Here is a 25656-nt window from a genome sequence, read left to right as displayed (position 1 = left end):
CGTCCCCCCTCGCCCCGCGGGCGGGGAGAGGCGAATGCGCGCAACGGGCCGGTCGAAATCATCCCCTGACGGCACGCATCTCCGGCGCCCGCTCCCCGCCGATCCCCCGCGCACCCTCGGCAATCAGCCGGGTCACCAGATCCGCGTAATCCGCCCGGGTCAGCCCAGCGCCGGGCCGGAACCAGAGGTAGTGCCAGTTGACCATGCCGAAGAACGACATGGTCACGGGCTTCAGGAGCGCCGTCCCGGCGAGGTGCGGCGCCACACCGGCGATCGCCTCGGAGAAGAGGCGGACCAGCTCGCGCTCGCTCGCCTTCAGCTCCGCCTGCCGCTCGGGCGAGAGCAGGCCCAGATGGTTGATCTGCACCTTGTGCTGGGCGTCGGCGTCCCGGTAGGCCTCCAGCAGCGCCTCGGCGAGGCTGCGCAGGCGCGGCTCGGGGGCGAGGCCCGGCCGGTCGGCGGCCTCGACCGCTTCCAGCAGCTCCTCCAGGTGCAGCCGGATCACGTCGAACAGGATCTCGTCCTTGTCGCGATAGTAGTGGTAGAGGTTCGCCTTCGAGACGCCGCAGGCCTCGGCGATCCGGCTCATCGAGGCGCGGTCGTAGCCGTGGGCGGCGAACAGCTCGGCCGAGCGATCGAGGATCGCCCGGCGCTTGTCGTCGTAGTCGCTGGCGCGGGTGCGGGCCATGCTCGTTGCTATTCCCGGGGGCGCTGGTCGACGACGCGGCGGGCCTTGCCGAGGGAGCGCTCGATGCCCCCCGGCGGCAGCACCTCCACCGTCGCGGTGACGCCGATCGTGTCCTTCACCGCCTGGCAGAGCCGGTCGGCGGCAGCCTCCCGCAGCTCGGCGATATCCGCCTCGGGCCGAGCCTCGACGCGGATCGTCATGGTGTCCATCCGGCCCTCGCGGGCCAGCACCACCTGGTAGTGGGCTGACAGGGCCGGGATCGTCAGGATCTTCTCCTCGATCTGGCTCGGGAAGACGTTGACCCCGCGCACGATCATCATGTCGTCGGAGCGGCCGGTGATCTTCTCCATCCGCCGCATCGCCCGGGCGGTGCCGGGCAGCAGCCGGGTCAGGTCGCGGGTGCGGTAGCGGATCACCGGCATCGCCTGCTTGGTGAGCGAGGTGAAGACCAGCTCTCCCTCCTCCCCGTCCGGCAGGACGTCACCCGTGCGCGGATCGACGATCTCCGGATAGAAATGGTCCTCCCAGATGTGCAGCCCGTCCTTGGTCTCGACGCACTCGCTCGCGACGCCCGGCCCCATCACCTCGGAGAGGCCGTAGATGTCGACGGCGTGGAGGTCGAACGCCTCCTCGATCTCCTGGCGCATGGCGTTGGTCCAGGGCTCGGCCCCGAAGATGCCGACCTTGAGCGAGGAGGCCCGCGGGTCGAGCCCCTGGCGGCGGAACTCGTCGAGGATCGCCAGCATGTAGGACGGCGTCACCATGATGATGTCGGGCTTGAAGTCCTGGATCAGCTGGACCTGGCGCTCGGTCATCCCGCCCGACATCGGGATCACCGTGCAGCCGAGGCGCTCGGCACCGTAATGGGCGCCCAATCCGCCGGTGAACAGCCCGTAGCCGTAGGCGACGTGGATCAGCATCCCGGGCCGCCCGCCCGCGGCCCGGATCGAGCGGGCCACCACGTCGGCCCAGGTGTCGATGTCGGCCTTGGTGTAGCCCACCACCGTCGGCTTGCCGGTGGTGCCCGACGAGGCATGGATGCGCGCCACCTGCTCGCGCGGCACCGCGAACATCCCGAACGGATAGTTCGCCCGCAAATCGGCCTTGGCGGTGAAGGGGAAGCGGGCGAGGTCGGGCAGATCCTGGAAGTCGCGCGGATGCACGCCGGCCGCGTCGAAGGCGGCGCGGTAATGCGGCACGTTGGCGTAGGCGTGGTGCAGGGTCTCGCGCAGCTTCTCCCGCTGCCAGGCGGCGAGTTCGGTCCGCGAGGCGGTCTCGAACCGGTCGAGCTCGGAGGCTTCCGGGACCATGCGGGTGAGCTTGCGGGGGGCGATCTGGAGCATGGCGCTTCTCCCTGAGATGTTTTTGACTTCGACTCTGTCGCGTGCCCCCTCATCCCACCCGCGACCTCATCCTGAGATGCCGGGCGATCGAAGATCGCGCAGCCTCGAAGGAGGGCTCCAGAAGCCTGTGCTGTCCCTGAAGCCCTCCTTCGAGGTCAGTCGATTGAAAATCGACTGACAGCTCAGGATGAGGTCGCGGGTGGGATGAGGGGACGGCGGCATTCAGCCGGGCTCCGACCGGTCAGGCAGCGCCGCCGCCCCCTCCCCCGCCAGCACCGTCCCGGGCACGGTCCGCGAGTGGCCGCGGAACTCCGCCACCACCCGGCCCTCCGCATCCGTGACCGTCACGTCGGTGATCCCGGAGCGCCCCTCGCGCACCCGCTCGACGGCTCGCGCCGTCAGCACCTCGCCGCGCCGCCCCGGCCGCAGGAAGGTCACGGCGCAATGCTGCGCCACCGCCCGCTGATTGTGGGCGTTGCACGCGAAGGCGAAGGCCGAATCGGCAAGCGCGAAGATGAAGCCGCCGTGGCAGGAGCCGTGGCCGTTCACCATGTCGTCGCGCACCCGCATCGACAGCACCGCCGCGCCCGGCCCGACATGGTCGAGGGAGATGCCGAGCCCCTGGCTCGCCCGGTCCTCCTCCCACATCGCGGCGGCGCAGGCGCGGGCGACCGCCTCCAGGCTCTCGCCCTCGGCGGTCACCGCTTGCGCCCCGTGAAGCGGGCGGGGCGCTTCTCCAGGAAGGACGCCACGCCCTCGCGGTAATCCGGTGAGCGGCCGGCCTCGCCTTGCAACGCGCTCTCGACCTGGAGCTGCGCATCCAGGTCGTTCGTCTCCGAGGCGTCGAGGGCACGGCGGATCAGCGCCAATCCGTAGGTCGGCGCCTGCGCGAGCTGGGCGGCGAGGCGATGGGCCTCGGCCAGCAGGTCGGCGTCGTCGATCACCCGCCAGATCATGCCCCAGGATTCCGCCTGCTCGGCGGTGATCGGCTCGGCCAGCAGCGCCATGCCGCGGGCCCGGGCCCGGCCGGCGAGGCGCGGCAGCAGCCAGGTGCCGCCGGCATCCGGGATCAGCCCGAGCTTGGCGAAGGCCTGGAGGAACTTGGCGGAGCGCGCGGCGAGCACGAGGTCGCCGTGGAAGGCGAGGCTGGCGCCGGCGCCGGCCGCCACCCCGTTGACGGCGCAGATCAGCGGCATCGGCAGCTCGCGGATCTGCCTGACCAGGGGATTGTAGAACTCTTCGAGGGTGCGGGAGAGGTCCGGCTCGACATCCGGCGCGAAGTTGCGGGCCGAGAGGTCCTGGCCGGCGCAGAAGCCGCGGCCGGCGCCGGTGAGGATCAGCGCCCGGCATTCCGGATCCGCGGCGGCATCGCTCAGGGCGCCGCGCAGGGCGAGGTGCAGCGGTTCGTTGAAGGCGTTGAGCCGGTCGGGCCGGTTGAGGACCAGCACGCGGTAGCCGGCGTGGCGCTCCGTCAGAACCAGGGTCTCGCTCGTCTCGCTCATTCGGTGCGCCCTCCCCGTCCCGCCATGTCGGCCCTCTCGGGAGCCGCCGGCGCGATCTATTGACCAACCGGACGGTAAATTATAAAGCTGTGCGGGCGAAGTCAAACGCGCAGTCCGTTAGTCGAACGCCAGGGTGGACGGACGCCGCGCGGGATTGCAAAGCACGAATGGACGGGCCCAACGAGGCCCGCGATGCCGGCGACCGGACCCGACAACCGGCGCGGCTCGCATCAGGGGAGGACACCACCATGAAGCGCATCGTCTGGGCGCTCGCCCTCGCCGGCACCGTTCTGGCCGGCCCCGTGCTGGCGCAGCCGATCAAGATCGGCGTCACCATCGCCAAGACCGGCCCGGCGGCGTCCCTCGGCATCCCGCAGGCCAACACCGTCACGCTGCTGCCGACCGAGATCGGCGGCCAGAAGGTCGAGTGGATCGTCCTCGACGACGCGACCGACACCACCAAGGGCGTCGCCAATGCCCGCAAGCTCGCGAGCGACGACAAGGTCGACGCCATCGTCGGCTCCTCGGTGACGCCGGTCTCGCTGGCGCTGATCGAGGTCGCGGCCGAGGCCAAGGTGCCGCTGATCAGCCTCGCCGCCTCGTCCAAGATCGTCGCCCCGATGGACGACAAGCGCCGCTGGGTGTTCAAGGCGCCGCAGAACGACGCGCTGATGGCCGAGGCGATCGCCACCCACATGGCCAAGGCCGGCGTGAAGTCCGTCGGCTTCATCGGCTTCAACGACGCCTACGGCGACGGCTGGCTCGCCGAGATCACGCCGCGGCTCGAGGCCAAGGGCATCAAGCTCGCCGCCACCGAGCGCTACGCCCGCACCGATACCAGCGTCACCGGCCAGGTGCTCAAGGTGATGGCGGCGCGCCCCGACGCGGTGCTGATCGCCGGCTCCGGTACCCCCGCCGCCCTGCCGCAGAAGACGCTCAAGGAGCGCGGCTACGCCGGCAAGTACTACCAGACCCACGGCGTCGCGAATGCCGACTTCCTGCGCGTCGGCGGCAAGGACCTCGAAGGCACGGTGCTGCCGGCAGGCCCCCTGCTGGTGGCCGAGCAGTTGCCGGAGTCGAACCCGGTGCGCAAGGTCGCCCTCGACTACACCAAGGCCTACGAGGCGAAGTTCGGCGCAGGCTCGCTCGCGACCTTCGGCGGCCACGCCTACGACGCCGAGGTGCTGCTGGCGAACGCGATTCCGGTCGCGCTCAAGACCGCCAAGCCCGGCACCCCCGAGTTCCGCGCCGCGCTCCGCGACGCGATCGAGGGCCTGAAGGAGGTCGTCTACACCAACGGCGTCGTCACCATGACCCCGACCGACCATGTGGGCCAGGACGACCGCGCCCGCGTGATGGTGACGATCGAGAACGGGAAGTGGAAGCTGTTGTCGGCGACGAATTGAGGGGTGGGGCCGCGCCAAGCGCGTTGGCAACGATCCCTCCCTCCACCTCATCCTGAGGTGTCAGTCCATCGCAGATGGACTGACCTCGAAGGAGGGCTCCAGACATCTCTGCGATATCCGGAGCCCTCCTTCGAGGCTCGCTCCGCTCACACCTCAGGATGAGGTCGTGGGTGAGATGACATCTTTTCGCGCGATCGCGCGTCGGCTCCCTGTGTTGACACCCAAAAACGAATGAACGATCGTTTCAATCGAAGGACCGCCGAACGGTCCGCCTAAAAAACACGGGTGGGACCGCCGATGCTGCAACGCGCGGACAGCTACGCCGACCTGATCGCGAATTTTCGCTGGCGGATCCCGGCCCGCTACAACATCGGCACCGATGTCTGCGACCGGCACGCCCCCGGCAACCCGCCCGCGCTGATCCACCTCGACCATGACGGCGCCGTGCGGCGTTACGGCTTCGACGACCTGCGCCGCCTCTCGAATCGCTTCGCCAACGTGCTGGCGGCGCACGGCCTCGCCCGCGGCGACCGGATCGGCGTGCTGCTGCCGCAATCGCCGGAGACGGCCATCGCCCACATCACCGGCTTCCGGGCCGGGCTCATCACCATCCCGCTCTTCGTGCTGTTCGGGCCCGACGCGCTCGCCTACCGCCTCGGCAACAGCGGCGCCAAAGCGGTGGTGACCGACCGGGCCGGGGCCGTGCTGCTCGCCGGGATCCGCGACGCGCTGCCGGAACTGGAGCGGGTCTACTGCATCGACGGCGAGGGGGAGGGAGCCGAGGACTTCCACGCCCTCTGCGACCGGGCCTCCGACGCCTTCAGGCCGGTCGACACGGCCGCCGACGACCCGGCCGTCATCATCTACACCTCGGGCACCACCGGCGACCCGAAGGGAGCGCTCCACGCCCACCGGGTGCTGCTCGGCCACCTGCCGGGGGTCGAGATGCCCCAGCGCTTCCTGCCGCAGCCGGGCGACCGGTTCTGGACCCCGGCGGACTGGGCCTGGATCGGAGGCCTCCTCGACGTGCTGCTGCCGGCCCTGCATCACGGCGTTCCCGTCGTCTCGCATCGGGCGAAAAAATTCGATCCGGAGGCGGCATTCCGGCTGATGGCCGAGCAGGGGGTGCGCAACGTCTTCCTGCCGCCCACCGCCATGAAGCTGATGCGCCAGGCCCGCACCACGCCCTATCCGGGCCTGAACCTCCGCTCGGTCGGCAGCGGCGGCGAGAGCCTCGGGCCGGAGATGCTGGCCTGGGGCGAGCGGGTGCTCGGCGTGCCGATCAACGAGTTCTACGGCCAGACCGAGTGCAACCTCGTCGTCTCGTCCTGTGCCGACCTGTTTCCGGCCCGACCCGGCGCCATGGGCAAGCCGGTGCCCGGCCACGACGTGCGCATCGTCGACGGCGAGGGCCAGGAGGTGCCGGACGGCACCACGGGCCATATCGCGGTGCGCCGGCCCGACCCGGTGATGTTCCTCGGCTACTGGCAGAACCCGGAGGCCACGGCGAAGAAGTTCATCGGCGACTGGCTGATCACCGGCGATCTCGGCCGGCGCGACCCGGACGGCTTCCTGTGGTTCGTCGGCCGCGACGACGACGTCATCACCTCGGCCGGGTACCGGATCGGGCCCGGCGAGATCGAGGATTGCCTGCTGCGCCACCCCGCGGTGGCCCTGTGCGGCGTCGTCGGCGTGCCGGACCCGGTCCGCACCGAGGCGGTGAAGGCCTTCATCGTTCTCAAGAGCGGCGTCGAGGGCACGCCGGGCCTGGCGCGGGAGATCCAGGATTTCGTGCGCACCCGGCTCGCCGCCCACGAATACCCGCGCCACGTCGCCTTCGTGGAGGAACTGCCGATGACCGCGACGGGCAAGATCATCCGGCGGGCGCTCAGGGAGCGGGATGAGCCGATCGGCTCGAAAGAGCAATCCAGTCGATGATCCTACTCCCACCAGACTGCGCCATTCCGGGGCCGCGCAGCGGAGCCCGGAATGACACGGTGGGTTTCAACGCTGTCCGATCACATCGGCAACAATCAATCTCCGCTTTTTGAACATCCGGCGACCAACGACCGGATGCCACGACACCACCGGGAGGACACCATGCCGACACCGAAGCTCCGCCGGCCATTCCGCATCCTGGCGCTCGCCGCCGCCTCCCTCTTCGCCCTCGCCCAAGGCCAAGCCCAACAAGCCCAAGCCCAACAAGCCCAAGCCCAACAAGCCCAGACCCAAGCCGCGAGCCCCACCCGCGTCACCCTCGGGGTGCTCAACGACCGCGCCGGGCCCTATTCGGACCTCGCCGGCGAGGGATCGGTGGTGGCGGCCGAGATGGCGGCGGCCGACTTCAAGGCGCAGAACCCGGATTTCGACATCCGGGTCCTCTCCGCCGACCACCAGAACAAGCCGGATGTCGGCGCCGGCATCGTGCGCCAGTGGATCGACCGCGACGACCTCGACGTGGTGCTCGACGTGCCGTTCTCCTCGGTGGCGCTCGCCGTGCACCAGATCGTGCGCGAGAAGAACCGGCTGATGATCAATTCCGGCGCCGGCGCCTCGGAGATCACGGGGGCGCTCTGCTCGCCCAACACGATCCACTGGACCTACGACACCTGGGCGCTCGCCAACGGCACCGGCGGCGCGATGGTGAGGAGCGGCGGCGACACCTGGTTCTTCGTCACCGCCGACTACGCCTTCGGCAAGGCGCTGGAGCGCGACGTGTCGGAGGTGGTCGCGCGCAACGGCGGCAAGGTGCTGGGCTCGGTCCGCCACCCGGTCGCGGCGACCGACTACTCGTCGTTCCTGATCCAGGCGCAATCCTCGAAGGCCAAGGTGATCGGGCTGGCGAATGCCGGCAGCGACACCATCAACACCATCAAGCAGGGCGCCGAGTTCGGCGTGGCGGAGGGCGGCCAGCGCCTCGCCGGCCTGCTGGTCTTCCTGAGCGACGTGCATTCCCTCGGCCTGAAGGTGGCGCAGGGGCTGGTGCTGACGGAAGCCTTCTACTGGGACCTCAACGACGGCACCCGCGCCTGGTCGCGCCGCTTCGCCGAGCGCCACAAGGGCCGGATGCCGACCATGGTCCAGGCCGGCGTCTATTCCGGCACGATGCACTACCTCAAGGCCGTGAAGGCGACCGGCAGCAAGGATCCCGCGAAGGTCACCGCCGAGATGCGGAGGGCGCCGGCGGAGGACCCGCTGTTCGGCCGCTCCGAGGTGCGGGCCGACGGGCGGGTGACGCACCCGATGTACCTGTTCGAGGTCAAGAAGCCCTCGGAGTCGAAGGGCCCGTGGGACTATTACCGGCTGGTCTCGACCATCCCCGCCGACCAGGCCTTCCGGCCGCTGAAGGCCGGCAACTGCCCGCTGGTGACCCCGTGAGGAGCCCTCGATGAAGCTGCATCACTGCGTCGGCGCCCGCTCGTTCCGGCCGCTCTGGGCCCTCGAGGCGCTGGAGCTGCCCTACGACCTCGCGATGCTGCCCTTCCCGCCGCGGGTCCACGCCAAGGACTACTTCGCCCTCAACCCCCTCGGGACGATCCCGCTCTTCGAGGACGGCGAGACGCGGATGACCGAGTCGGCGGCGATCTGCGAGTACCTGGCGGCGCGCCACGGCGCCGGGGGGCTCGGGGTGCGGCCGGACGAGGCGGAATACGGCCGCTACCTCAACGCGCTGCATTTCGGCGAGGCGACGCTCACCTTCCCGCAGACCCTGGTGCTGCGCTACGGCCGGTTCGAGCCGCCGGAGCGGCGCAATCCCGGCCTGGTCGAGGATTACGCGCGCTGGTTCCTGTCGCGGCTCAAAGGCTTCGGCACCGTGCTGGGGGACCGTCCCTTCGTCTGCGCCGGCCGCTTCACCGCCGCCGATATCAGCATCGGCTACGCCCTGATGCTGGCCGAGTTCGCGGGCCTCGGCGAGCAGCTGCCGGACTTCGCCCGGACCTACTGGGAGGGCCTGAAGGCCGAGCCGTCCTACGCCCGGGCGCTGGCGGCCGAGCGGCGGGCGGCGGAGGCGCAGGGCGTATCCCCGGTGCCCTCGCCGCTCGGCGGCTGAGGCGGCCTTCAGTTCAGCAGGCGGGTGGCCCGCAGCCGCGCCACGGCGAGGTCGACGAAGGTCCGCACCTTCGCCGGCGCGTGCCGTCCCTCCGGGTAGAGCACGTGGATGGGAAGCGGCGGCTCCTCGTAATCGGCGAGCACGACCTGCAGGCGGCCGTCGCTCAGGGCGGGACCGACCTGGTAGGAGAGCGCGCGGGTCACCCCCCAGCCCGCCAGGGCCGCGGCGATGCAGGCCTCGTTGGTGTTGCTCGTCAGGGCGGGATGGATCGTCACCCGCTGGTCCCGGGCGAAGCGCCATTCCGGCGACGGCCAGGCTCCGGTCGACAGGGCGATGCGGTGGTCGCGCAGATCCTCTGGCGTCTGCGGGACGCCGTGCCGCGCGAAATAGGCCGGTGTGCCGCAGACGACCCGGCGGACCGCGCCGACCCTGGCGGCCGCGAAGCCGGAATCGGGCAGGTGGCCGATGCGGACCGCGACGTCGATGCCCTCCTCGACGATGTTGACCTGGCGGTCCACGAACAGCGTCCGCGCCGCCATGGTCGGATAGGCGTCGAGGTAGTCGGTCACGATCGGCAGGACATGCAGCCGGCCGAACAGGACCGAGGCGGTGACGGCGAGCGTCCCCGACGGCGTCGCGTAGGAGCCGGCCGCCGCGGCCTCGGCCTCGGCGATGTCGGCGAGGATGCGCCGGCAATCCTCGACGTAGCGGCTGCCCGCCTCGGTGAGCTTCACGGACCGGGTGGTGCGCACGAAGAGCCGGGCACCGATGGTCTCCTCCAGTGCCGCCACCGCCCGCGTCACGGCCGGCGGGCTCATGTGCAGGAGGCGCGCGGCCTCGGCGAAGCTCGCCGTTTCCGCGACCTTCGCGACGATGCGCATCGCCTGCCACCGATCCATGGCCCCGGGCTCCCCGATCTGGAAGACGGAAGCCCGAGGCTTACCGCGGTTCCCGCCGGCGCGAAGCCTGTTCGCGCCGGATGGTCAATGGCGGGTGACGGCCGGATGGCGCGCCGCGGCGCCCCGTCCTCCGGCGCAAGGCCCTCAGAAGCCGAAATGGCTGAGGCCGGGATGGTCGTCCGGCCGGCGGCCGAGGGGCCAGTGGAAGCGGCGCTCCGCCTCCGCGATGGGTTGCTCGTTGATGCTGGAATGGCGCACGCGCATCAGCCCGTCCTCGGCGAAGTCCCAGTTCTCGTTGCCGTAGGCCCGGAACCAGTGGCCGCTGTCGTCGTGATACTCGTAGGCGTAGCGCACGGCGATGCGGTTGCCGGCGAAGGCCCAGAGCTCCTTGATGAGGCGGTAGTCGAGCTCGCGGTTCCACTTGCGGGTCAGGAAGGCCTCGACCTCCTGGCGGCCGTTCAGGAACTCGGCGCGATTCCGCCAGCGGGTGTCGGTCGTGTAGGCCAGGGCGACCTTGGCCGGGTCGCGGCCGTTCCAGCCGTCCTCGGCGAGACGGACCTTCAGGACGGCGCTCTGCTCGTCGAAGGGCGGCAGCGGCGGGCGGGACATGGCGTTCTCCTCTCGAGGCGGGTGAGAATAGGGCCGGGCGCGCTTGGCCCGCGATCGTACGATCGTCAGAGCGCGAGCTGGAGGGCCTCCGTGCCCTGGGCCGGCCGTGCCGTGCAGATCAAGACCTCGTTCTCCGCCACCGTCGCGGCGGGCGGCTCGGGATAGGTCACCGCCCCGCGCAGCAGCCGGGTCCGGCAGGTGCCGCAGCGCCCCTCCCGGCAGCTGAAGGCCGGGCTGAGGCCACGCGCCTCGGCGAGGTCGAGCAGGCTGCCGGAATCCGGGACCCAGCGCGCCTCCTTGCCGGTGGTGACGAAGGCCACCGGGACGGGCCCGTCCGAGGGCGGCCCGAGAGGCAGCGCAGCGGTTGTCTGCCCCGTCCGCGCCAGGGAGGCGGGGCCGAAGGCCTCCGCGTGGATCCGCGCGTCGGCGATGCCGGCGCCGCGCAGGCCGTCATAGAGCGCCTGGGTGAAGGCGGGCGGTCCGCACAGATAGACGTCCTGGTCGGCGAGGGCCAGGAACCGGCCGAGGAGGGCGGTGTCGATCCGGCCCCTGGCCTCGTAGTCGCGGCCGGCCTGCGCGCCCGCGTCGTCGCCCAGCACGCGCAGGATCCGCACCGCGCCGTTCGCCGCCTCGGCGAGGGCCGCCAGCTCCCGGTCGAACGGACGGTCCGCCTTGGTGCGTGCGGCGTAGACGAGGGTGGTCGGGCGGAACCTGCCGGTGCGCAGGCCCTCGGCCACGACGTGGCGCAGCATCGCGAGGAGCGGCGTGATGCCGATGCCGGCCGCCAGCATGAGCGCCGGGCGCGGCGCCTGGGCGTCGATGGTGAAGGTGCCGGCCGGCGCGCGCGCCTCGATCACGTCGCCGGCCCGGACCGCGTCGTGCAGGTGGCGCGAGACCGCGCCGTCGCGCTTCACGCTGATCCGGTAGCCCGCATCCGACGGGGCCACCGACAGCGTGTAGGTCCGGAGATGGGCCGTGCCATCGGGCAGCGTCACGCGGATCGGCAGGTACTGCCCGGCCCGGTGCGGGACGATCCCGGCCCCGTCGTCGGGCGCGAGATGGAACGAGCGCACCGCGCGGCTCTCCTCGACGATCCGCGTGACCCGGAACGGCCGCCAGCCCGCGGCGAGCCCGGCGGCACGGATCCGGTCGGCGGCCTCCCGCCAGTCGCCGGTCATGAGCGTGGTGGGCGCCCAGCCCTCCGCCCGGAACGCCCAGCGCAGGGGGAGGGCGCCGCGCCGGCGCACCACCCGCCGCGGCCGGAAGGTCCACAGCCGCTCGGCACCCGCGAAAGCCGCGATCTCGGGCGAATCGAGGACCAGGGCGGCCTCGCCGGTCATCTGCAGCAGGTCCCCGGTCGCGAAATCGGCGAAGACCAGCCCCGCCCGGCCGTTGAGCAGGATGTTGCCCAGGGTGGCGAAGAAGAGGTTGCCGGCGAAATCCGGGATGGTCAGCGTGCCGTCCGCATCGACGCGGACGAAGCCGGCCCTGCCGCCGCGATGCGAGACGTCGACCTGGCGCCTGTCCTCGCGCTCCGCGTAGGAGGCCACGAAGAAGGTGTCGGCCGCCGCGATCATCCGGCGCGCCTCCGCGTCGAGCCCGGCGCCCTCCTCGACGGCGCCGCCGGACGGCGCGCGCGGATCGCGCACCATCGTGGCGTCCCGCAGCTGGATGTATTGCGGGCAATTGCCGAAGCTCTGGTCGACCTCCACGCGCATCCCCTCGCCGGCCGAGGCCCGGAGGATCCCGTTCACGCGGTTGCGGCGACGGGTGTGCAACTCGATCCCGAGCAGGCCGACGGCGTCGCCCGCCCGCGTGCCCTCGCGGGCCGGATCGCCCGGATCGGGCCGGGCCGCGATGTCGAGGAGGCGGTCGGACGGGGAGGCGATGAAGCCGGCTCCCCCGGCGAGCAGCGTGGCCCAGGCGTCTCCGCGGTGATCGACGCTGCCGAGCACGACGAACGGGATCTGGGCGTAGAACGCCCGGTGCTGGTCGGGCATGAAGTCCCGCACCACCCGCCGGCCGAGCTGCTCCATCTTGTCGGCGACGCCGACCTTCTCCTGGATGGCCGTCTCGCCGGGATGCCAAGTCGGCAGCGTCGGCAGCTTCGGCATGGTCAGAGATTCGCTCATCGCCTTCCCTCCGATCCGGTTCGTTCCCGGGCGCGCCGGGGTGGCGCGCCCGGAGCCGCGGTCACGCGGCGGCCGTCAGGCCGGCGGGCGTCTGCGCGAAGGGGACGAAGCCCGGCAATGCCTCGATCCGGCGCAGGAAGGCGTTGACGTTGGCGTAGCCCGACAGGTCGACATGGCCCTCGGGAGCACGGGCGACGTAGCTGTAGAGCGCCACATCCGCGATGGTCGGGCGCTCGCCGACGAGCCAGTCGCGCCCGGCCAGATGGGCTTCGAGCCGGCCGAGCAGGATGTGCGCCCGCCCGATCACCTCGTCCGGGTTGAACGTCGCCCCGAACACCGTGACGAGGCGCGCCGCCGCCGGGCCGTAGGCGACCTCGCCGGAGGCGACCGACAGCCAGCGCTGGACCGCCGCCGCCCCACGCGGATCCTCCGGCAGCCAGTCGCTGCGCCCGAGCGTCTTGGCGACGTAGACCAGGATGGCGTTGGAATCGGAGACGATCGTGCCGTCGTCGTCGAGCACCGGCACCTGGCCGAACGGGTTGAGAGCCAGGAAGTCTTGCGTCTTGTGGGCGCCGGCCTTCAGGTCGACCTCGATCAGCTCGTGCGGCACGCCGAGCAGCGCGAGGATCAGGCGCGCCCGGTGCGCGTGGCCCGACAGGGGATGGTGGTAGAGCTTCATGGTCGCGATCCTCACTCCGGACCGGGGACGTCCCGTCCTGTTCCCGGAGAGTGGCGCGAAACGCCGGCAACTATAACGGGCGTTCTGGGCAGTTCATCATTCCGCAGACCGGAATAATATGGCCCGCCATCGCCAGGCCTCCGATGCGACGTCACGCCCATCGCCTCCGGGCGGGTCCTCGCGAGGCGGGAACGCCGAGCCGGTCGGCCGTCTCGTCCCGCAGGTGGAGCGCGGTGCCGGAAGCGGACCGGGTCAGGGTGACCTTGAGTGTTGCCCAGGGAGGCCGGCACCGCGATACTCTCCGAGCCGTTCAAACCAAAAAAACCGATGCTGCGGAGGAAGCCACATGCGAGTCTTGGGTCTGTTGCGGGCCGCGACAGCGGGCGCGGCCTTGTCGCTGATCGCTTTCGCGGCGCTCGCCGCCGACTACCCGGCACCCCGGGAGGGTGACTGGACGGTCAAGGACTTCACGTTTCACACCGGCGAGGTCCTGCCGGAGCTGCGTCTGCACTACACCACGGTCGGAGATCCGAAGGGCGAACCGGTGGTCGTCCTGCATGGCACCACGGGCTCGGCCGCCAGCATGCTGACGCCCGGATTCGCCGGCGAGCTGTTCGGTCCTGGCCAGCCGCTCGACGCGGCAAAGCACTACATCATCATCCCGGACGCGATCGGCCACGGAAAATCGTCCAAGCCCTCCGATGGATTGAAGACGAAATTCCCGCGCTACAACTACGACGACATGGCTGAAGCGCAATATCGGCTGCTCAAGGAGCATCTCGGTCTCAAGCGCGTCCGGCTGATCATCGGCAATTCCATGGGCGGGATGCACGCCTGGATCTTGGGCGTGAAGCATCCCGAGTTCATGGACGCCCTCGTCCCCATGGCGTCGCAGCCGAGCGAGATGGGGAGCCGCAACTGGATGATGCGCAGGCTCCTGATCGAGACCATCCGGCGCGACCCGACCTATGCCGACGGCGAGTACACGACCCAGCCGTCCTCGTTGCGGGTCGCCAACGTGTTCTTCGCTCTTGCCACCAGCGGCGGTACGCTGGCCCTGCAGAAGCAGGGACCGACGGGGGCGCAGGCCGACAAGCTCGTGGATGCTCGCCTGGCGGCGCCGTTCAATGCGGACGCCAACGATTACATCTATCAGTGGGAATCGTCGCGCGGCTACAATCCCTCGGCAGGCCTCGAAGCGATCGAGGCGGCGGTGCTGGCCATCAACTCTGCCGATGACGAGCGCAACCCACCCGAGACCGGGATCATGGAGCGCGAGATGAGGCGCCTCAAGAGCGGGCGCCTGTACCTGATACCGCCCAGCACCGAGACCACCGGCCACGGCACGACGGGCTTCGCCAAGTTCTACAAGCAACAGCTTCAGGAATTCCTGCAAAGCGCCCCGAAACGCGCCATGTAGTCCATCGCCGTTCGGCCTCGCCGAGCGGCCGCTGCCGAGATGCCGGCGAAACCGTCCCGATGGCGGCACCTCCGTCGTCGGGCTCAGGGGTCCGTCTTCGACGCATGACCGACCTCATGCACGATCTGGACTTTGGCATGAGCAAGCGACCCGTCCGCAGGGGGATCGGAAGCGGTCCCTCATCGTCGCAGCAAGCCGAGCCCGCATCCGGTCCGCGAAGGCGATCGATGCCGCCCCCTCAGATTGCCACTCCGTCGGGCGCCGCACGGCGCGGGATGCCTTGAGGATCACGAGGCCGACCGGGGTGGTGGCTGGCCGTCCGTTTCTCCTTCGGCCGAGACTTCTCGTCGAGGCAGACGTCCGTCCACGAGGCCGGCGTGAAAGGCCACAGCGCCTCCGGGGCGATACGCCGGAAGTAGAAGGTGCGGTGGCGGCCCTGAACGGATTCGGTCATCCGCGCCATGGGTCTACAGCGCCGGCCTTGGGGGTCGACGGATCGCAAGGCACTGATTGTGGGAGAGTTTTCGCCCCATCGAGGGCTCAAGCCCGCATGGCGCGCCCTACGGGACTCGAACCCGTGTTTTCGCCGTGAAAGGGCGACGTCCTAGACCGCTAGACGAAGGGCGCTCAAGCGGGGCGAGGGGAGCTATAGTGGGGTTCTGCCGGGAGGGCAACCGGATTGATGGGCTTGACGGGGGACGACGGCTCGGTCTTGTCGGCGCCTGGTTGGGCCTCGAACGCGGGCGGGACGACGGGATGACGATCAGGCAGGGACCGCGCGCGGGCGGGCAGAACAGGTTCGGGCAGGGGAAGCCCGCAAGGAGCCAGTTCGGGCAGGGCAAGGGCGGGGCAGGATGGCGGCCCGGGGCCGAGGCGCGGGACGACCGCGACGGGCTGACGGTGCTGTATGGCTGGCACCCGGTCTCCGAGGCCCTGCGCAATCCGAACCGGACGCTCCTCAAGCTGCTCGCCACCGAGAACGCGGCCCTGCGCCTCGCCGAGGAGGTGGGCGAGCTGCGCATCACCCCCGAGATCGTCAAGCCCGGCGCCATCACCGGGCTTCTCGGACCGGACGCGGTGCATCAGGGGCTCTATCTCGAGGCGGAGCCCCTGGCGGGCCCGGCCTTCGACGCGCTGCCCGACGACGCGGTGCTGCTCGCCCTCGACCAGATCACCGATCCGCACAATGTCGGCGCCATCGTGCGCACGGCGGCGGCCTTCGGCGTCACTGCCATCGTCACGACGGCGCGGCACTCGCCGACGGTCACCGGCGTGCTCGCCAAATCGGCCTCGGGCGGCCTCGAGCATGTGCCGTTCGTGGTGGTGCGCAACCTCGCCGAGGCCCTGATCGAGCTCGGCGAGCGCGGCTTCACCCGGGTCGGGCTCGATTCGGAGGCGCCCGAGACCCTCGACGCGGTCGGGCCGCGGGCGCCGCTCGTCGTGGTGCTCGGGGCCGAGGGCAAGGGCCTGCGCCAGCGCACCCGCGAATGCTGCGACGTGATGGCCCGCATCCCGTTCCGCGGCGCGATCCAGAGCCTCAACGTCTCGAACGCCGCCGCGATCACCCTCTACGCCCTGATGCCCCGCGCCTGAGGATCAACGGACGCGGGGACGCGCGTCAGCGCCAGAACGGGCGCACGTCGATCAGCGCCTCGTGCGCCTTGGCGGCCTCGGCGAGCAGGTGGCCGCTGCGCGCCTCGGTGTCGGCGGTGGCCAGGCCCGCCGCGAACACCGCCCCCTCCGGCGCACCCTTGGCGAGTTCGGCCGCCAGGGTGTGGGCGGTGGCGATGTCGTTGAGGTCCCCGAGGTGGTCCTGCAGGTCGGCCAGGGCCTCCACGAAGACCCTGTGGCGCTTGCCCGCCTTCTTGCCCGCGTCCTTGCCCGCGTCCTTGCCGGTATAGAGGGCGGCGAAGAACTCGGCGCCGTAGCGCAGCTTCTTGGCGGCGATCCGCACCTGGTGGCGGGCCTCCGGGTCGAGGGCGGCGAGGTGGCGCCCCCGCTTCTTCACCTGGCGACGGCGGCGCTCCAGCTCCTGCGTGGCGAAGGCCCGGGCCGGGCCGTCGCGCCGGGCCGCGTGCGGGTTGTCGGGGCCGAGCCACGGGCCGGCCTCGATCCAGGCGACGAGGTCGAGGAGGAAGTCGCGCCATTCCCGGCTCTCCAGGACCGCCCGCACCGCCTCGTGCGCCGCCGCGCGCTCGGTCTCGAGGTGGCGCTCCAGGATCAGGAGGCCCGGCTCGTCCGGGCGCCGCTCGCGCTCCAGCGGCAGGGTCTTGCCGAGATAGACGTCGAGGTTGCGGGCATGCCCGAAGGGCTCGCTCAGGCGCTTCAGCTCCGCCTTGATCGCCGGCATGCGCCGGTCCTCGATCACGCCGCCGAACAGCGAGAAGGCCGAGCGCAGCCGGCGCAAGGAGACGCGCAGCTGGTGCAGCGCCTCGACGTCGCGGCGGGCGAGCAGCACGGTCTCGTTGAGGCGCATCTGGCGCAGGCAGGCGAGGGCCACGGCCTGGAACGCCTGGGCGGCATTCATCTCCGGGTGGAGCGCCACCGGCTCGGCCTTTACGGCGCGGCCGAGGCGGTCCCTGATGAGGGCTTCGCCGCGCTCGGACTTGCTCAGGACGCCGAGGCGCAGGGGCACGTCGGCGCCGAGCGTGCGGGCGAGGTCGAACAGGGCCGAGGGTGCGCCGCCGGTCAGCTCGAACTCGATCTCGCTGATCGGGGAGACCCGGTCATCCGGCGCCCAGACGCGGCCGCGGTCGAGGGCGACCTCGATGCGGCTGCCGGCCGGGCCGGTATCGGCGAGGCGGCGCACGCTGCGGGTCACCGTGGAGGTATAGAGGGGGCTCAGATCCGTCGCGCCGTCCAGGAGCTTGGCGACGGGGGTGCCGGCGAAGGCCGCGGGCTCGGGAGCCGGCCCGGCGACGTCGCTCTCCCATTCCGGCCGGTCGAACAGGCCGACCCCGCCGCTGCCCCGGGCCTTCACGGTCTGGATGTGGCGGTCGCCGTCCTGGCGCACCCGCAGGGTGTAGCCGGCCTCGCGCAGGCGGCCATCCGGCGTATCGTAGTAGACCGAGGTCAGCTCGGACTCGGTCCAGTCTCCGGCGAGCAGCGGGTGTTCCCGCAGGCGTGCGAGGTCGGAGGCCTCGACATCCAGCTTCAGCTCGGTCTCGCGCGGTTCACTCATCACGGTGGTCCTGGTCTCCCGTTCGGTCCGCCACATAGCGGGGGGCCGAACGGAAATCATGGACGAGCCCGAAAAGTTTCGCAAAGCGCGGCAGGAGCGGCCGCTGTCCATAGGTAATACCGCCGCGCCTTCGAACAGATCCGTTCGAAGGCGCAAGGCAAGCCCGAACGGGCGCCGGCGCCGATGCGCCGGACGCCTTCGCATCGACGTGTCGATGCGAAGGCGCGGAGATATAAGACGCATGCCCCTCCGACAGGGACGCCTGTCGGCGGGCCTGCGCCCGTGCGGGAGCGCATCAGCGCGCCCGCGCATCCGGGGGCGCGTCAGCGGGCCCGCAGATGGGCGATGAGCCGGGCCGCCCCGGCCTCCGGTGGGCCGTCATTCACCACCACGAGGTCGGCGGTGACCGGGGCCGAACGAGCGAGCCGGGCCCCGAGGTCGCCGTCCTCGCGCCGGCCGCGGGCGGCGAGGCGGGCGGCCAGCACCTCGGGCGGGGCCGTGACCTCGACCACGGTGACGCCGGGCAGGCGCCGACGCGCCTCATCCACCACCCGGCGCGAGACGTTGCAGACCACGACGTGCCCGTCGCGGGCGAGCAGCGCGCTCTCCTCCGGCAGCGCGTAGCCGAGATTGTGGGCGCGCCAGGACAGGGCGAAGCGGCCCTCCGCCTCGCCGGCGCGAAACTCCTCCTCGCCGATCGGAACGCTGTCCTCGTGAACGGATGGCGGGCGGGTGACGAGACGGCGCGGGAAGACGTAGCGGGGATCCCCCGCCAGGGCCTCGCGGGCGAGCCGCAGGAGGGTGTCCTTGCCGGCCCCGCTCGGGCCGACGACGAGGACGAAGCCGCCCGCCATCACGCCACCCGCCGGCCTTGGCGCCAGACCTGGCGCACCACCGGCACGCCCTCGGCGAGGCGCACCCGCACGAGGTCGGCGCGGCGGTCCGGCGCGATGGCGCCGCGGTCGTCGAGGCCGGTGGCCCTGGCCGGGTTGGCGGTGACGGTGGCGATCGCCTCCGGCAGGGTGATGGCCTCGACGCGCTCGGGCAGGCTGAAGGCCGCCATCAAGAGGCTCGCCGGCACGTAATCGGAGGAGAGCACGTCGAGCAGGCCTTCGCGGGCGAGGGCCTCGGCCGCGACGTTGCCGGAATGCGAGCCGCCGCGGATCAGGTTCGGCGCCCCCATCATCACGGTGATGCCGGCCTCATGCGCCGCCTGCGCCGCTTCCAGGGTGGTGGGGAACTCGGCGAGGCGCACGCCTTCCTCCTTGGCCATCTCCACGTCGGCGAGCGTGGTGTCGTCGTGGCTCGCCAGCGCGATGCCGTGGGCCTGAGCCAACGCCACCAGGGCCGGACGGTTGACCGCGTTGAAGGCTTGGCCGTCGCGGATCTTCAGCGCGGTGTTGGTCTGGATCTCGACGATCGAGCGGCCGCCGCGGGTGGCGTAGGTGTAGTACTTCTCGATGTCGCGGAACTGGCGCTGGCCCGGGGTATGGTCCATCAGCGAGATCAGGCCGACGGGGTAGAGCGCCGTGAAGTCCCGCACCGTGTCGAGGAGGTCGGCGGAGGGGATCTCGCAGCGCAGGTGCGTGAGGTGCTCGGCGCGGAAGAGGTCGGCACCCTTGGCGGTCTCGATCGCGCCGGCAAGCTGCATCAGCTCGGGGCCTAAGCCGCTGCCGTCCGGGTCGCTGCCGGCGCGCAGCGAATCGAACACGGTGGTGATGCCCGACGCCGCGATCTGCGCATCGTAGGCGAGCACGGCGCCCAGGGGATGCCAGCGCACCTTGGGGCGGGGCGCGTAATGGCTCTCGAGGTGGTCGGTGTGCAGCTCGACGAGGCCCGGGATCAGGTGGTCGCCGTCGAGGTCGAGGCCGCGTTCCGGCGCCCGGCCCTCGCCGATCTCGGCGATGCGGCCGTCGACCAGGGCGAGCCAGCCTTTCTGCACCCGGTCGGGCAGCACCAGGGTGGCGTTCTCCAGGATCCGGTCTTGCATGGAGGTCCCCTTCGTTAGGCCGCGCGCTTGTGGGCGAAGGCGGTGACGTCGACCACCCGGGTTGCCACCGCCTCGCGCATGTCGGTGTCGTGGAAGATGCCCAGCAAAGCCGCGCCGGCCGCCTGGCGGGCGCGGATCAGCTCCACCACCACGGCGCGGTTCTGCGCGTCGAGGGAGGCGGTGGGCTCGTCGAGGAGCAGGATCGGCCGCTCGGCGATCAGCCCGCGGGCGATGTTGACCCGCTGCTGCTCCCCGCCGGAGAAGGTCGCGGGCGGCAGGTCCCACAGGCGCTCCGGGAGATTGAGGCGCGACAGGAGCTCCTCGGCCCGGCCCAGCGCGAGATCGGCGGCCAAGCCGCCCTCGCGGCCGGCCGAGGCCACCACCTCGCGGGCGCCGACCCGCGGGATCACCCGCAGGAATTGCGACACGTAGGAAATGGTGCGGCGGCGCAGGGCCAGGACCTCGCGGGGCGAGGCCGAGGCGACGTCGGTCACGGTCTCGCCGTCGCGCACCAGGATTCTTCCATGGTCGCAGCGGTAGTTGCCGTAGGCCATCTTGAGGAGCGAGGACTTGCCCGCCCCCGATGGCCCGCCGAGCACCACGCATTCGCCGGGATACACCGCGAGGTCGGCGCCGCCCATCACCGGCAATTGCACGCCGCCGCGCAGGTGCAGGGTGAAGGTCTTGGCGACATCGCGGAATTCGAGTGCTGGCAAGATCTTGGCGGACGTCATGCGGCGAGCACCGAGGAGACGAGGAGCTGGGTGTAGGGCTCACGGGGATCGTCGAGCACCTGGTCGGTCAGGCCGGTCTCGATCACCCGGCCGCCCCGCATCACCATCACCCGGTGCGACAGCAGCCGCGCCACCGCGAGGTCGTGGGTAACGATGATCACGGCGAGTCCCAGTTCCGCGACGAGGCCGCGGATCAGGTCGAGGAGCCGGGCCTGGACCGAGACGTCGAGGCCGGAGGTCGGCTCGTCCATCAGCACGAGCCGCGGGCCGGTCACGAGGTTGCGGGCGATCTGGAGCCGCTGGCGCATGCCGCCGGAGAACCGCGTCGGCGGGTCGTCGATCCGGTCGGCGGCGATCTCGACCTTGGCAAGCCAGTCCAGCGCCGTGCCGCGGATGGTGCCGTAATGGCGGGCGCCGGCCCCCATCAGTCGCTCGCCGACATTGCCGCCGGCCGAGACCGCCATGCGCAGGCCCTGTCGCGCGTCCTGGCGCACGAAGCCCCAGTCGGTGCGCATCAGCGCCCGGCGCTCGGCCTCGCTCAAGAGGCCGAGGTCGCGCATCACCCCGTCGCGCATCCGATAGGCGACGCTGCCGGAATCGGGCTGAAGCTCGGTGGCGACGAGCGAGAGCAGCGTCGACTTGCCGGAGCCGGATTCGCCGACGATCGCCAGCACCTCGCCGGGATCGAGGTCGAAGGACACGTCGGCGCACCCCAAGCGGGCGCCGTAATGCTTGGTCAGGCCGCGGGCCCGGAGCAGGGCGTCGCTCATGCGGTCTCCTCCGCGTGGGTCGCGGGGCTGTTCGGGAACACGGACAGACGCGGAACTTCTCCTCTCCCCGCGGGCGGCGAGAGGGCTCCGGCGACCTTGTCGTCGGCGGAGCTAGCGGAGGCGCAGCCGGAGCGAGGGTGAGGGGGTCTCGACGAGTGAGGCTCCTCCCGAAACCCCCCCTCATCCTCGCGCTTCGCGCTCCCTTCACCCCCGACAAGGGGGGTGAAGGCCTCTCCCCGCCCGCGGGGAGAGGGGGAGCCCGCGGCTTCTCCGTCTGCCGATCGACCTGCATCGGCCGTGAAGGGCGGATCGAGGCGGAAGCTGTAGCCGTAAGCCTCGAAGCCGAGGCTCTCGTAGAAGCGGTGGGCCGGCTTGGCGTCGACGTTCGAGGACAAGGCGAGCTTGTAGCAGCCCTTCTCGGTGGCGAGCCGGCCGGCCTCGCGCATCATCCGCCGGCCGAGGCCGGTGCCGCGCTCGGCGGCGCTCACGACGACGCTCTCGACCAGGGCGGAGGGCGTGCCCCAATGGGCGATGTTGTCGAGGATCACGAGGCAGAAGGTGCCGACGACCCGGCCCTCCATCTCGGCCAGGTAGAGCCCGTAATCGGGGTAGGATGCGAGGCGGTCGAGCAGCGCCTCGGCCTGGGGCAGGGTCGCGACCCGGCCGCCATTCAGTTCGGCATAGAGGCCGAGCACGGCCGGCAGGTCGGGTTTTTGCGCCCGGCGAACGGTCAGGTCAGGCATGCGCCGCCCCCTCGCCGGCGCCGCCGGTCCCGATAGGGCCGTCCGCCCGGCGCTCCTCGCAATGGTCGGTGTCCGAGCAGACGAACATCCGCCCGCCGGCATCGTCGAGCAGCACCTCGTCCAGGTAGACCCCCTCGGCGCCGCACAGGGCGCAGGGCTTGTCGAAGCTCTGGACCCGGAACGGATGGTCCTCGAAGTCGAGGCTCCGCACCCGGGTGTGCGGCGGCACGGCGTAGATCCGCTTCTCGCGGCCGGCGCCGAAGAGCTGGAGCGCCGGGCAATCGTCCATCTTCGGGTTGTCGAATTTCGGCGTCGGCGACGGGTCCATGACGTAGCGACCCGCGACCTCGACCGGATAGGCGTAGGTGGTGGCGATGTGGCCGTGGCGGGCGATGTCCTCGTAGAGCTTGACGTGCATCAGCCCGTACTCGGCCAAGGCATGGAGCTGGCGCGTCTCGGTCTCCCGCGGCTCGAGGAAGCGCAGGGGTTCGGGGATCGGCACCTGGTAGACCAGCACCTGCCCCTCGTGGAGCGGCGCCTCCGGGATGCGGTGGCGGGTCTGGATCACCGTCGCCTCCCGGGTGCGGGTGGTGACCGCGACATCCGCCGTGCGGGCGAAGAAGGCGCGGATCGAGACCGCGTTGGTGGTGTCGTCCGAGCCCTGGTCGATGACCTTGAGCACGTCGCGCTTCCCCAGGATCGCGGCGGTGACCTGCACCCCGCCGGTGCCCCAGCCATAGGGCATCGGCATCTCGCGGGAGGCGAAGGGCACCTGGTAGCCGGGGATCGCGATCGCCTTGAGGATCGCCCGGCGGATCATCCGCTTGGTGCCCTCGTCGAGATAGGCGAAGTTGTAGCCGGTCTCCGAACGGACGGCGCTCATTCGGCGGCCTCCTTCACGGCGGGTGTGGCGTGCCGGGCGGCGTGCTCGGCGCGAAGCCGCCGCACCAGTTCCAGCTCGGCCTGGAAATCGACGTAGTGGGGCAGCTTCAGGTGCTCGACGAAGCCGGTGGCCTGGAGCGCGTCGCAATGCGCCAGGACGAATTCCTGGTCCTGGGCCGGCGCGCCGACCGGCTCGCCCAGTTCCTCCGCCCGCAAGGCGCGGTCGACGAGGGCCATCGCCATCGCCTTGCGCTCGCTCTGGCCGAAGGCGAGGCCGTAGCCGCGGGTGAATTGCGGGGGCACCTCGGCGCTGCCGTGGAACTGGTTGACCATCTGGCACTCGGTGAGGTCGATCTCGCCGAGGGGAACCGGGAAGCCCAGCTCCTCCGGCACGAACTCGACCGCCACCGTCCCGACCCGGATCTCGCCGACGAAGGGATGGGTGCGGCCGTAGCCGCGCTGCGTCGAGTAGCCGAGCGCCAGGACGAAGCCCTCGTCGCCCCGCGCCAGCGCCTGGAGGCGGAGCGCCCGGTCGGCCGGAAAGTCGAGGGGCTCGCGGGTGAGGTCGCCCGGCGGGGTACCGTCGTCGGGGGCGGAGGGCTCGATCAGCCCGTCCTGGCCGAGGAGGTCGGTGACCCGCGGGGCATGGGCGGCGTCCGGCAGCGGCTCGGCCTGTTCGGCGGGCGCGACATCGCCCTCCGCGGCCAGCGCGAAGTCGATGAGGCGATGGGTGTAGTCGAAGGTGGGGCCGAGCACCTGGCCCCCGGGCAGATCCTTGTAGGTGGCGGAGATGCGGCGGCTCAACGTCATGGCGCCGGTCTCGACCGGCTCCGAGGCGCCGAAGCGGGGCAGGGTGGTGCGGTAGGCCCGCACCAGGAACACCGCCTCGATCAGGTCGCCCCGCGCCTGCTTGAGGGCGAGCGCCGCGAGATCGGGATCGTGCAGCGAGCCCTCGGTCATCACCCGGTCGACCAGCAAGGCCATCTGCTCGCGGATCTGCGCCACCGAGAGTTCCGGCACCTCTGTGTCGCCCCGGCGGGTCTCGGCCAGCAGCCGATGCGCGTTGGCGATGGCGGCCTCGCCGCCCTTCACGGCCACGTACATGGCTAGCCCTCCTGGACGCGGGTGGAGCGCGGCAGCGCGGCGACGCGGCCGGGGGCTGCCAGGATCAGGTCGATCCCTTGCGGGAAGCCCGCATGGTTGCGGGCGAGCCGGGAGAGGATATCCGCCGGCAGCGGCGCGGCCGCGAGGCGGGCGCTGCCCCGGATGCCGGGCCCGGCGAGGTGCCAGCCCTCGCGATCCGAGAGGATGGACACCGCCAGCACCAGGGTCGCGGAGCGGTCGGGATAGGCCGGCGTTCCTTTCGCGAAGGTGCCGAGATCGGGGCAGGCGGCGGGATCCGAGACCAGCGCGAAGGCGGCCTCGGCCGGGTCCCCGGTGATGCGGGCGCCGGTATGGAAGCGCAGGAAATCCGCCACCGCCGGGTTCCGCGCCAGGCCGGCATCGAGCCAGAGCGGCGCGTCGGCATCCGCCAGGGCGAGCGCGATGGCGGCGAGTTCGGGTGTCAGCGGTGCCGGGGGCGCCAGTCCCGGGGCGAGGGGCTGGATCGTGCCGGGACGCGCGAGCGCATCCATCACGGCGCGGAAGACGCCCTGGGCGTCGTGGACGGGGTCGGCGAAGCCGTGGGCGAGCATCAGTCTTCCCCTCGCGCCATGGTGAAGAAGTTCACCCGCGTCGCCGCGATCCGGCGCGTTTCCGCCGAGCGCTCCTCCGCCCTGCGGGCGGCGACGGGGGCGAGCGCCACCTCGACCGCCGCGCGCCGCTCAGGAACCTGCCACAGGGCGTCGAGGGTCGCGGCGAGCCGCGCCTTCGCCCGGTCGCGGCCGAGATGGTAGGCGAAGCCCGTCTCGCCGCCCGGGAGGCGCACCGCCGCCCGGGTCACCGTCGCCTCGCCGAGGTTGAACGGCCGGCCGTCGCCACCGATGCGGCCGCGGGTCATCACCAGGCCGGTTTCCGGCGGGCGCAAATCCTCGACGGCGTCGGTGGCGCCGAGCTGCATCAGCGCCTGGCGCAATTCCTCGGGACGGGCTTCGCCGCAGAGCGCCATCACGGCGCGGCGCGGCGTGAGGTCTGGCGCTTCGGGCTGGCGGGCGGCCGGGTTAAGGTCGGGCATCGCGGGTCCGCTGGCATCTCTGTTGTCTAGTGGTATAGACAACCGACGATCCGGGAGCAAATGAAGTTTGGATGACGGTATGGATGCGAGCGGCGACGGCCCGGTGACAATCCTGGCGCGGGGCGAGGGGCTGGCGGCGTGGCGCCAGATCGCGGACGGCGTGGCCGCCGACATCGAGGCCGGGCGCCTCGCGGCGGGCGCGCAGCTGCCGACGGGGGCGGCGCTGGCGGCGCGGTTCGGGGTCAACCGCCACACCGTGCGCCGCGCGCTGGCGGCGCTCGCCGAGCGCGGGCTGGTGCGGGCGACGCAGGGGCGCGGCACCTTCGTGGAGACGCCGCGCCTGACCTATCCGATCGGCCGGCGCACCCGCTTCTCGGAGATCGTCAGCAAGGCCGGCCGAGAGGCCTGGGGCGACCTGATCGCCAGCGAGACCGTCCCGGCCGATCCCGCCACC

Annotated in this window: 25 protein-coding genes and 1 tRNA gene; 7 read left to right on the top strand and 19 right to left on the bottom strand. The window is 71.5% G+C overall.

Annotated elements, in window-relative coordinates:
- Nucleotides 1–58: 58 nt before the first annotated feature.
- The 4 genes from VQ03_RS16780 to paaG all read right to left on the bottom strand — a co-directional run bounded on the left by VQ03_RS16780 (nt 59) and on the right by paaG (nt 3533).
- Complete coding sequence (locus VQ03_RS16780) at nt 59–688, bottom strand: TetR/AcrR family transcriptional regulator (protein WP_048452039.1); 630 nt, start codon at nt 686–688, stop codon at nt 59–61.
- Between the two features lie 8 nt (nt 689–696).
- Nucleotides 697–2031: a phenylacetate--CoA ligase PaaK gene (gene paaK, locus VQ03_RS16775; RefSeq protein ID WP_048452038.1), complete on the bottom strand. Its 1335-nt coding sequence runs from the start codon at nt 2029–2031 to the stop codon at nt 697–699.
- 222 nt (nt 2032–2253) lie between these two features.
- Nucleotides 2254–2679, bottom strand: coding sequence for a hydroxyphenylacetyl-CoA thioesterase PaaI (gene paaI, locus VQ03_RS16770; protein ID WP_083468054.1), 426 nt, complete (start codon nt 2677–2679; stop codon nt 2254–2256).
- Nucleotides 2680–2729: 50 nt separating this feature from the next.
- Nucleotides 2730–3533 carry a 2-(1,2-epoxy-1,2-dihydrophenyl)acetyl-CoA isomerase PaaG gene (gene paaG / locus VQ03_RS16765; protein WP_048452036.1) on the bottom strand — a complete coding sequence of 268 codons (804 nt, stop codon included), beginning with the start codon at nt 3531–3533 and terminating at the stop codon, nt 2730–2732.
- 248 nt (nt 3534–3781) lie between these two features.
- Between paaG and VQ03_RS16760 the strand changes: the two genes are divergently transcribed.
- The 4 genes from VQ03_RS16760 (at nt 3782) to VQ03_RS16745 (ending at nt 8990) form a co-directional block, all read left to right on the top strand.
- Complete coding sequence (locus tag VQ03_RS16760; RefSeq protein ID WP_048452035.1) at nt 3782–4939, top strand: ABC transporter substrate-binding protein; 1158 nt, start codon at nt 3782–3784, stop codon at nt 4937–4939.
- A gap of 297 nt (nt 4940–5236) precedes the next feature.
- The gene (locus tag VQ03_RS16755) at nt 5237–6877 is read left to right on the top strand and encodes an acyl-CoA synthetase (RefSeq protein ID WP_048452034.1); all 1641 of its coding nucleotides are present in this window, start codon (nt 5237–5239) and stop codon (nt 6875–6877) included.
- Nucleotides 6878–7039: 162 nt separating this feature from the next.
- Complete coding sequence (locus VQ03_RS16750) at nt 7040–8317, top strand: ABC transporter substrate-binding protein (RefSeq protein WP_083468052.1); 1278 nt, start codon at nt 7040–7042, stop codon at nt 8315–8317.
- A gap of 10 nt (nt 8318–8327) precedes the next feature.
- Nucleotides 8328–8990 carry a glutathione S-transferase family protein gene (locus VQ03_RS16745; protein ID WP_048452033.1) on the top strand — a complete coding sequence of 221 codons (663 nt, stop codon included), beginning with the start codon at nt 8328–8330 and terminating at the stop codon, nt 8988–8990.
- A gap of 8 nt (nt 8991–8998) precedes the next feature.
- Here the strand turns inward: VQ03_RS16745 and VQ03_RS16740 are convergent, their stop codons facing one another.
- From VQ03_RS16740 to VQ03_RS16725, 4 genes are all read right to left on the bottom strand, one after another.
- The gene (locus tag VQ03_RS16740; protein ID WP_048452032.1) at nt 8999–9889 is read right to left on the bottom strand and encodes a LysR family transcriptional regulator; all 891 of its coding nucleotides are present in this window, start codon (nt 9887–9889) and stop codon (nt 8999–9001) included.
- Nucleotides 9890–10033: 144 nt separating this feature from the next.
- A complete protein-coding gene (locus VQ03_RS16735; protein ID WP_048452031.1) occupies nt 10034–10498 on the bottom strand; it encodes a nuclear transport factor 2 family protein in 465 nt (154 codons plus the stop codon).
- A 65-nt stretch (nt 10499–10563) separates the two neighbouring features.
- On the bottom strand, nt 10564–12630 hold the full coding sequence (locus VQ03_RS16730; RefSeq protein ID WP_048452030.1) for a 2Fe-2S iron-sulfur cluster-binding protein: 2067 nt from the start codon (nt 12628–12630) through the stop codon (nt 10564–10566).
- A 61-nt stretch (nt 12631–12691) separates the two neighbouring features.
- Nucleotides 12692–13309 (bottom strand): glutathione S-transferase family protein, encoded by a 618-nt coding sequence (locus VQ03_RS16725; RefSeq protein WP_048452029.1) that lies wholly within the window; start codon nt 13307–13309, stop codon nt 12692–12694.
- Between the two features lie 346 nt (nt 13310–13655).
- Between VQ03_RS16725 and VQ03_RS16720 the strand changes: the two genes are divergently transcribed.
- The gene (locus VQ03_RS16720) at nt 13656–14729 is read left to right on the top strand and encodes an alpha/beta fold hydrolase (RefSeq protein WP_048452028.1); all 1074 of its coding nucleotides are present in this window, start codon (nt 13656–13658) and stop codon (nt 14727–14729) included.
- 551 nt (nt 14730–15280) lie between these two features.
- Here VQ03_RS16720 and VQ03_RS16715 read toward each other — a convergent pair.
- Nucleotides 15281–15356, bottom strand: a tRNA-Glu gene (locus VQ03_RS16715).
- A gap of 129 nt (nt 15357–15485) precedes the next feature.
- Between VQ03_RS16715 and rlmB the strand changes: the two genes are divergently transcribed.
- On the top strand, nt 15486–16322 hold the full coding sequence (rlmB, locus tag VQ03_RS16710) for a 23S rRNA (guanosine(2251)-2'-O)-methyltransferase RlmB (RefSeq protein WP_048452027.1): 837 nt from the start codon (nt 15486–15488) through the stop codon (nt 16320–16322).
- 25 nt (nt 16323–16347) lie between these two features.
- On the opposite strand, the gene VQ03_RS16705 is transcribed toward rlmB, so the two are convergent.
- The 10 genes from VQ03_RS16705 to phnG form a co-directional block, all read right to left on the bottom strand.
- Entirely contained in the window at nt 16348–17910 is a 1563-nt protein-coding gene (locus tag VQ03_RS16705; protein ID WP_048452026.1) for a CYTH and CHAD domain-containing protein, read from the bottom strand.
- Between the two features lie 323 nt (nt 17911–18233).
- Nucleotides 18234–18764: a phosphonate metabolism protein/1,5-bisphosphokinase (PRPP-forming) PhnN gene (gene phnN / locus VQ03_RS16700; protein ID WP_048452025.1), complete on the bottom strand. Its 531-nt coding sequence runs from the start codon at nt 18762–18764 to the stop codon at nt 18234–18236.
- Complete coding sequence (locus VQ03_RS16695) at nt 18764–19900, bottom strand: alpha-D-ribose 1-methylphosphonate 5-triphosphate diphosphatase (RefSeq protein WP_048452024.1); 1137 nt, start codon at nt 19898–19900, stop codon at nt 18764–18766. The genes phnN and VQ03_RS16695 overlap by 1 nt, the downstream gene beginning before the upstream one ends.
- 14 nt (nt 19901–19914) lie before the next feature.
- Complete coding sequence (phnL, locus tag VQ03_RS16690) at nt 19915–20634, bottom strand: phosphonate C-P lyase system protein PhnL (protein WP_048452023.1); 720 nt, start codon at nt 20632–20634, stop codon at nt 19915–19917.
- Nucleotides 20631–21404, bottom strand: coding sequence for a phosphonate C-P lyase system protein PhnK (gene phnK, locus VQ03_RS16685; RefSeq protein ID WP_048452022.1), 774 nt, complete (start codon nt 21402–21404; stop codon nt 20631–20633). Before phnK ends, phnL begins: the two co-directional genes overlap by 4 nt.
- A complete protein-coding gene (locus tag VQ03_RS34645) occupies nt 21401–22147 on the bottom strand; it encodes a GNAT family N-acetyltransferase (RefSeq protein WP_245292106.1) in 747 nt (248 codons plus the stop codon). Before VQ03_RS34645 ends, phnK begins: the two co-directional genes overlap by 4 nt.
- Complete coding sequence (locus VQ03_RS16675) at nt 22140–23030, bottom strand: alpha-D-ribose 1-methylphosphonate 5-phosphate C-P-lyase PhnJ (RefSeq protein WP_048452021.1); 891 nt, start codon at nt 23028–23030, stop codon at nt 22140–22142. Before VQ03_RS16675 ends, VQ03_RS34645 begins: the two co-directional genes overlap by 8 nt.
- Nucleotides 23027–24133 (bottom strand): carbon-phosphorus lyase complex subunit, encoded by a 1107-nt coding sequence (locus tag VQ03_RS16670; RefSeq protein ID WP_048452020.1) that lies wholly within the window; start codon nt 24131–24133, stop codon nt 23027–23029. The genes VQ03_RS16675 and VQ03_RS16670 overlap by 4 nt, the downstream gene beginning before the upstream one ends.
- 2 nt (nt 24134–24135) lie before the next feature.
- Entirely contained in the window at nt 24136–24723 is a 588-nt protein-coding gene (gene phnH, locus VQ03_RS16665; RefSeq protein ID WP_048452019.1) for a phosphonate C-P lyase system protein PhnH, read from the bottom strand.
- Nucleotides 24723–25136: a phosphonate C-P lyase system protein PhnG gene (gene phnG / locus VQ03_RS16660; protein WP_048452018.1), complete on the bottom strand. Its 414-nt coding sequence runs from the start codon at nt 25134–25136 to the stop codon at nt 24723–24725. Before phnG ends, phnH begins: the two co-directional genes overlap by 1 nt.
- Nucleotides 25137–25281: 145 nt before the next feature.
- On the opposite strand from phnG, the gene VQ03_RS16655 reads away from it, so the two are divergent.
- On the top strand, nt 25282–25656 hold a 375-nt coding region (locus VQ03_RS16655; protein WP_048452053.1), incomplete at its 3' end, for a GntR family transcriptional regulator.

Source organism: Methylobacterium tarhaniae (assembly GCF_001043955.1).
In the GTDB taxonomy this organism is placed as follows: domain Bacteria; phylum Pseudomonadota; class Alphaproteobacteria; order Rhizobiales; family Beijerinckiaceae; genus Methylobacterium; species Methylobacterium tarhaniae.
This window is presented reverse-complemented; position numbering and strand designations above follow the sequence as displayed.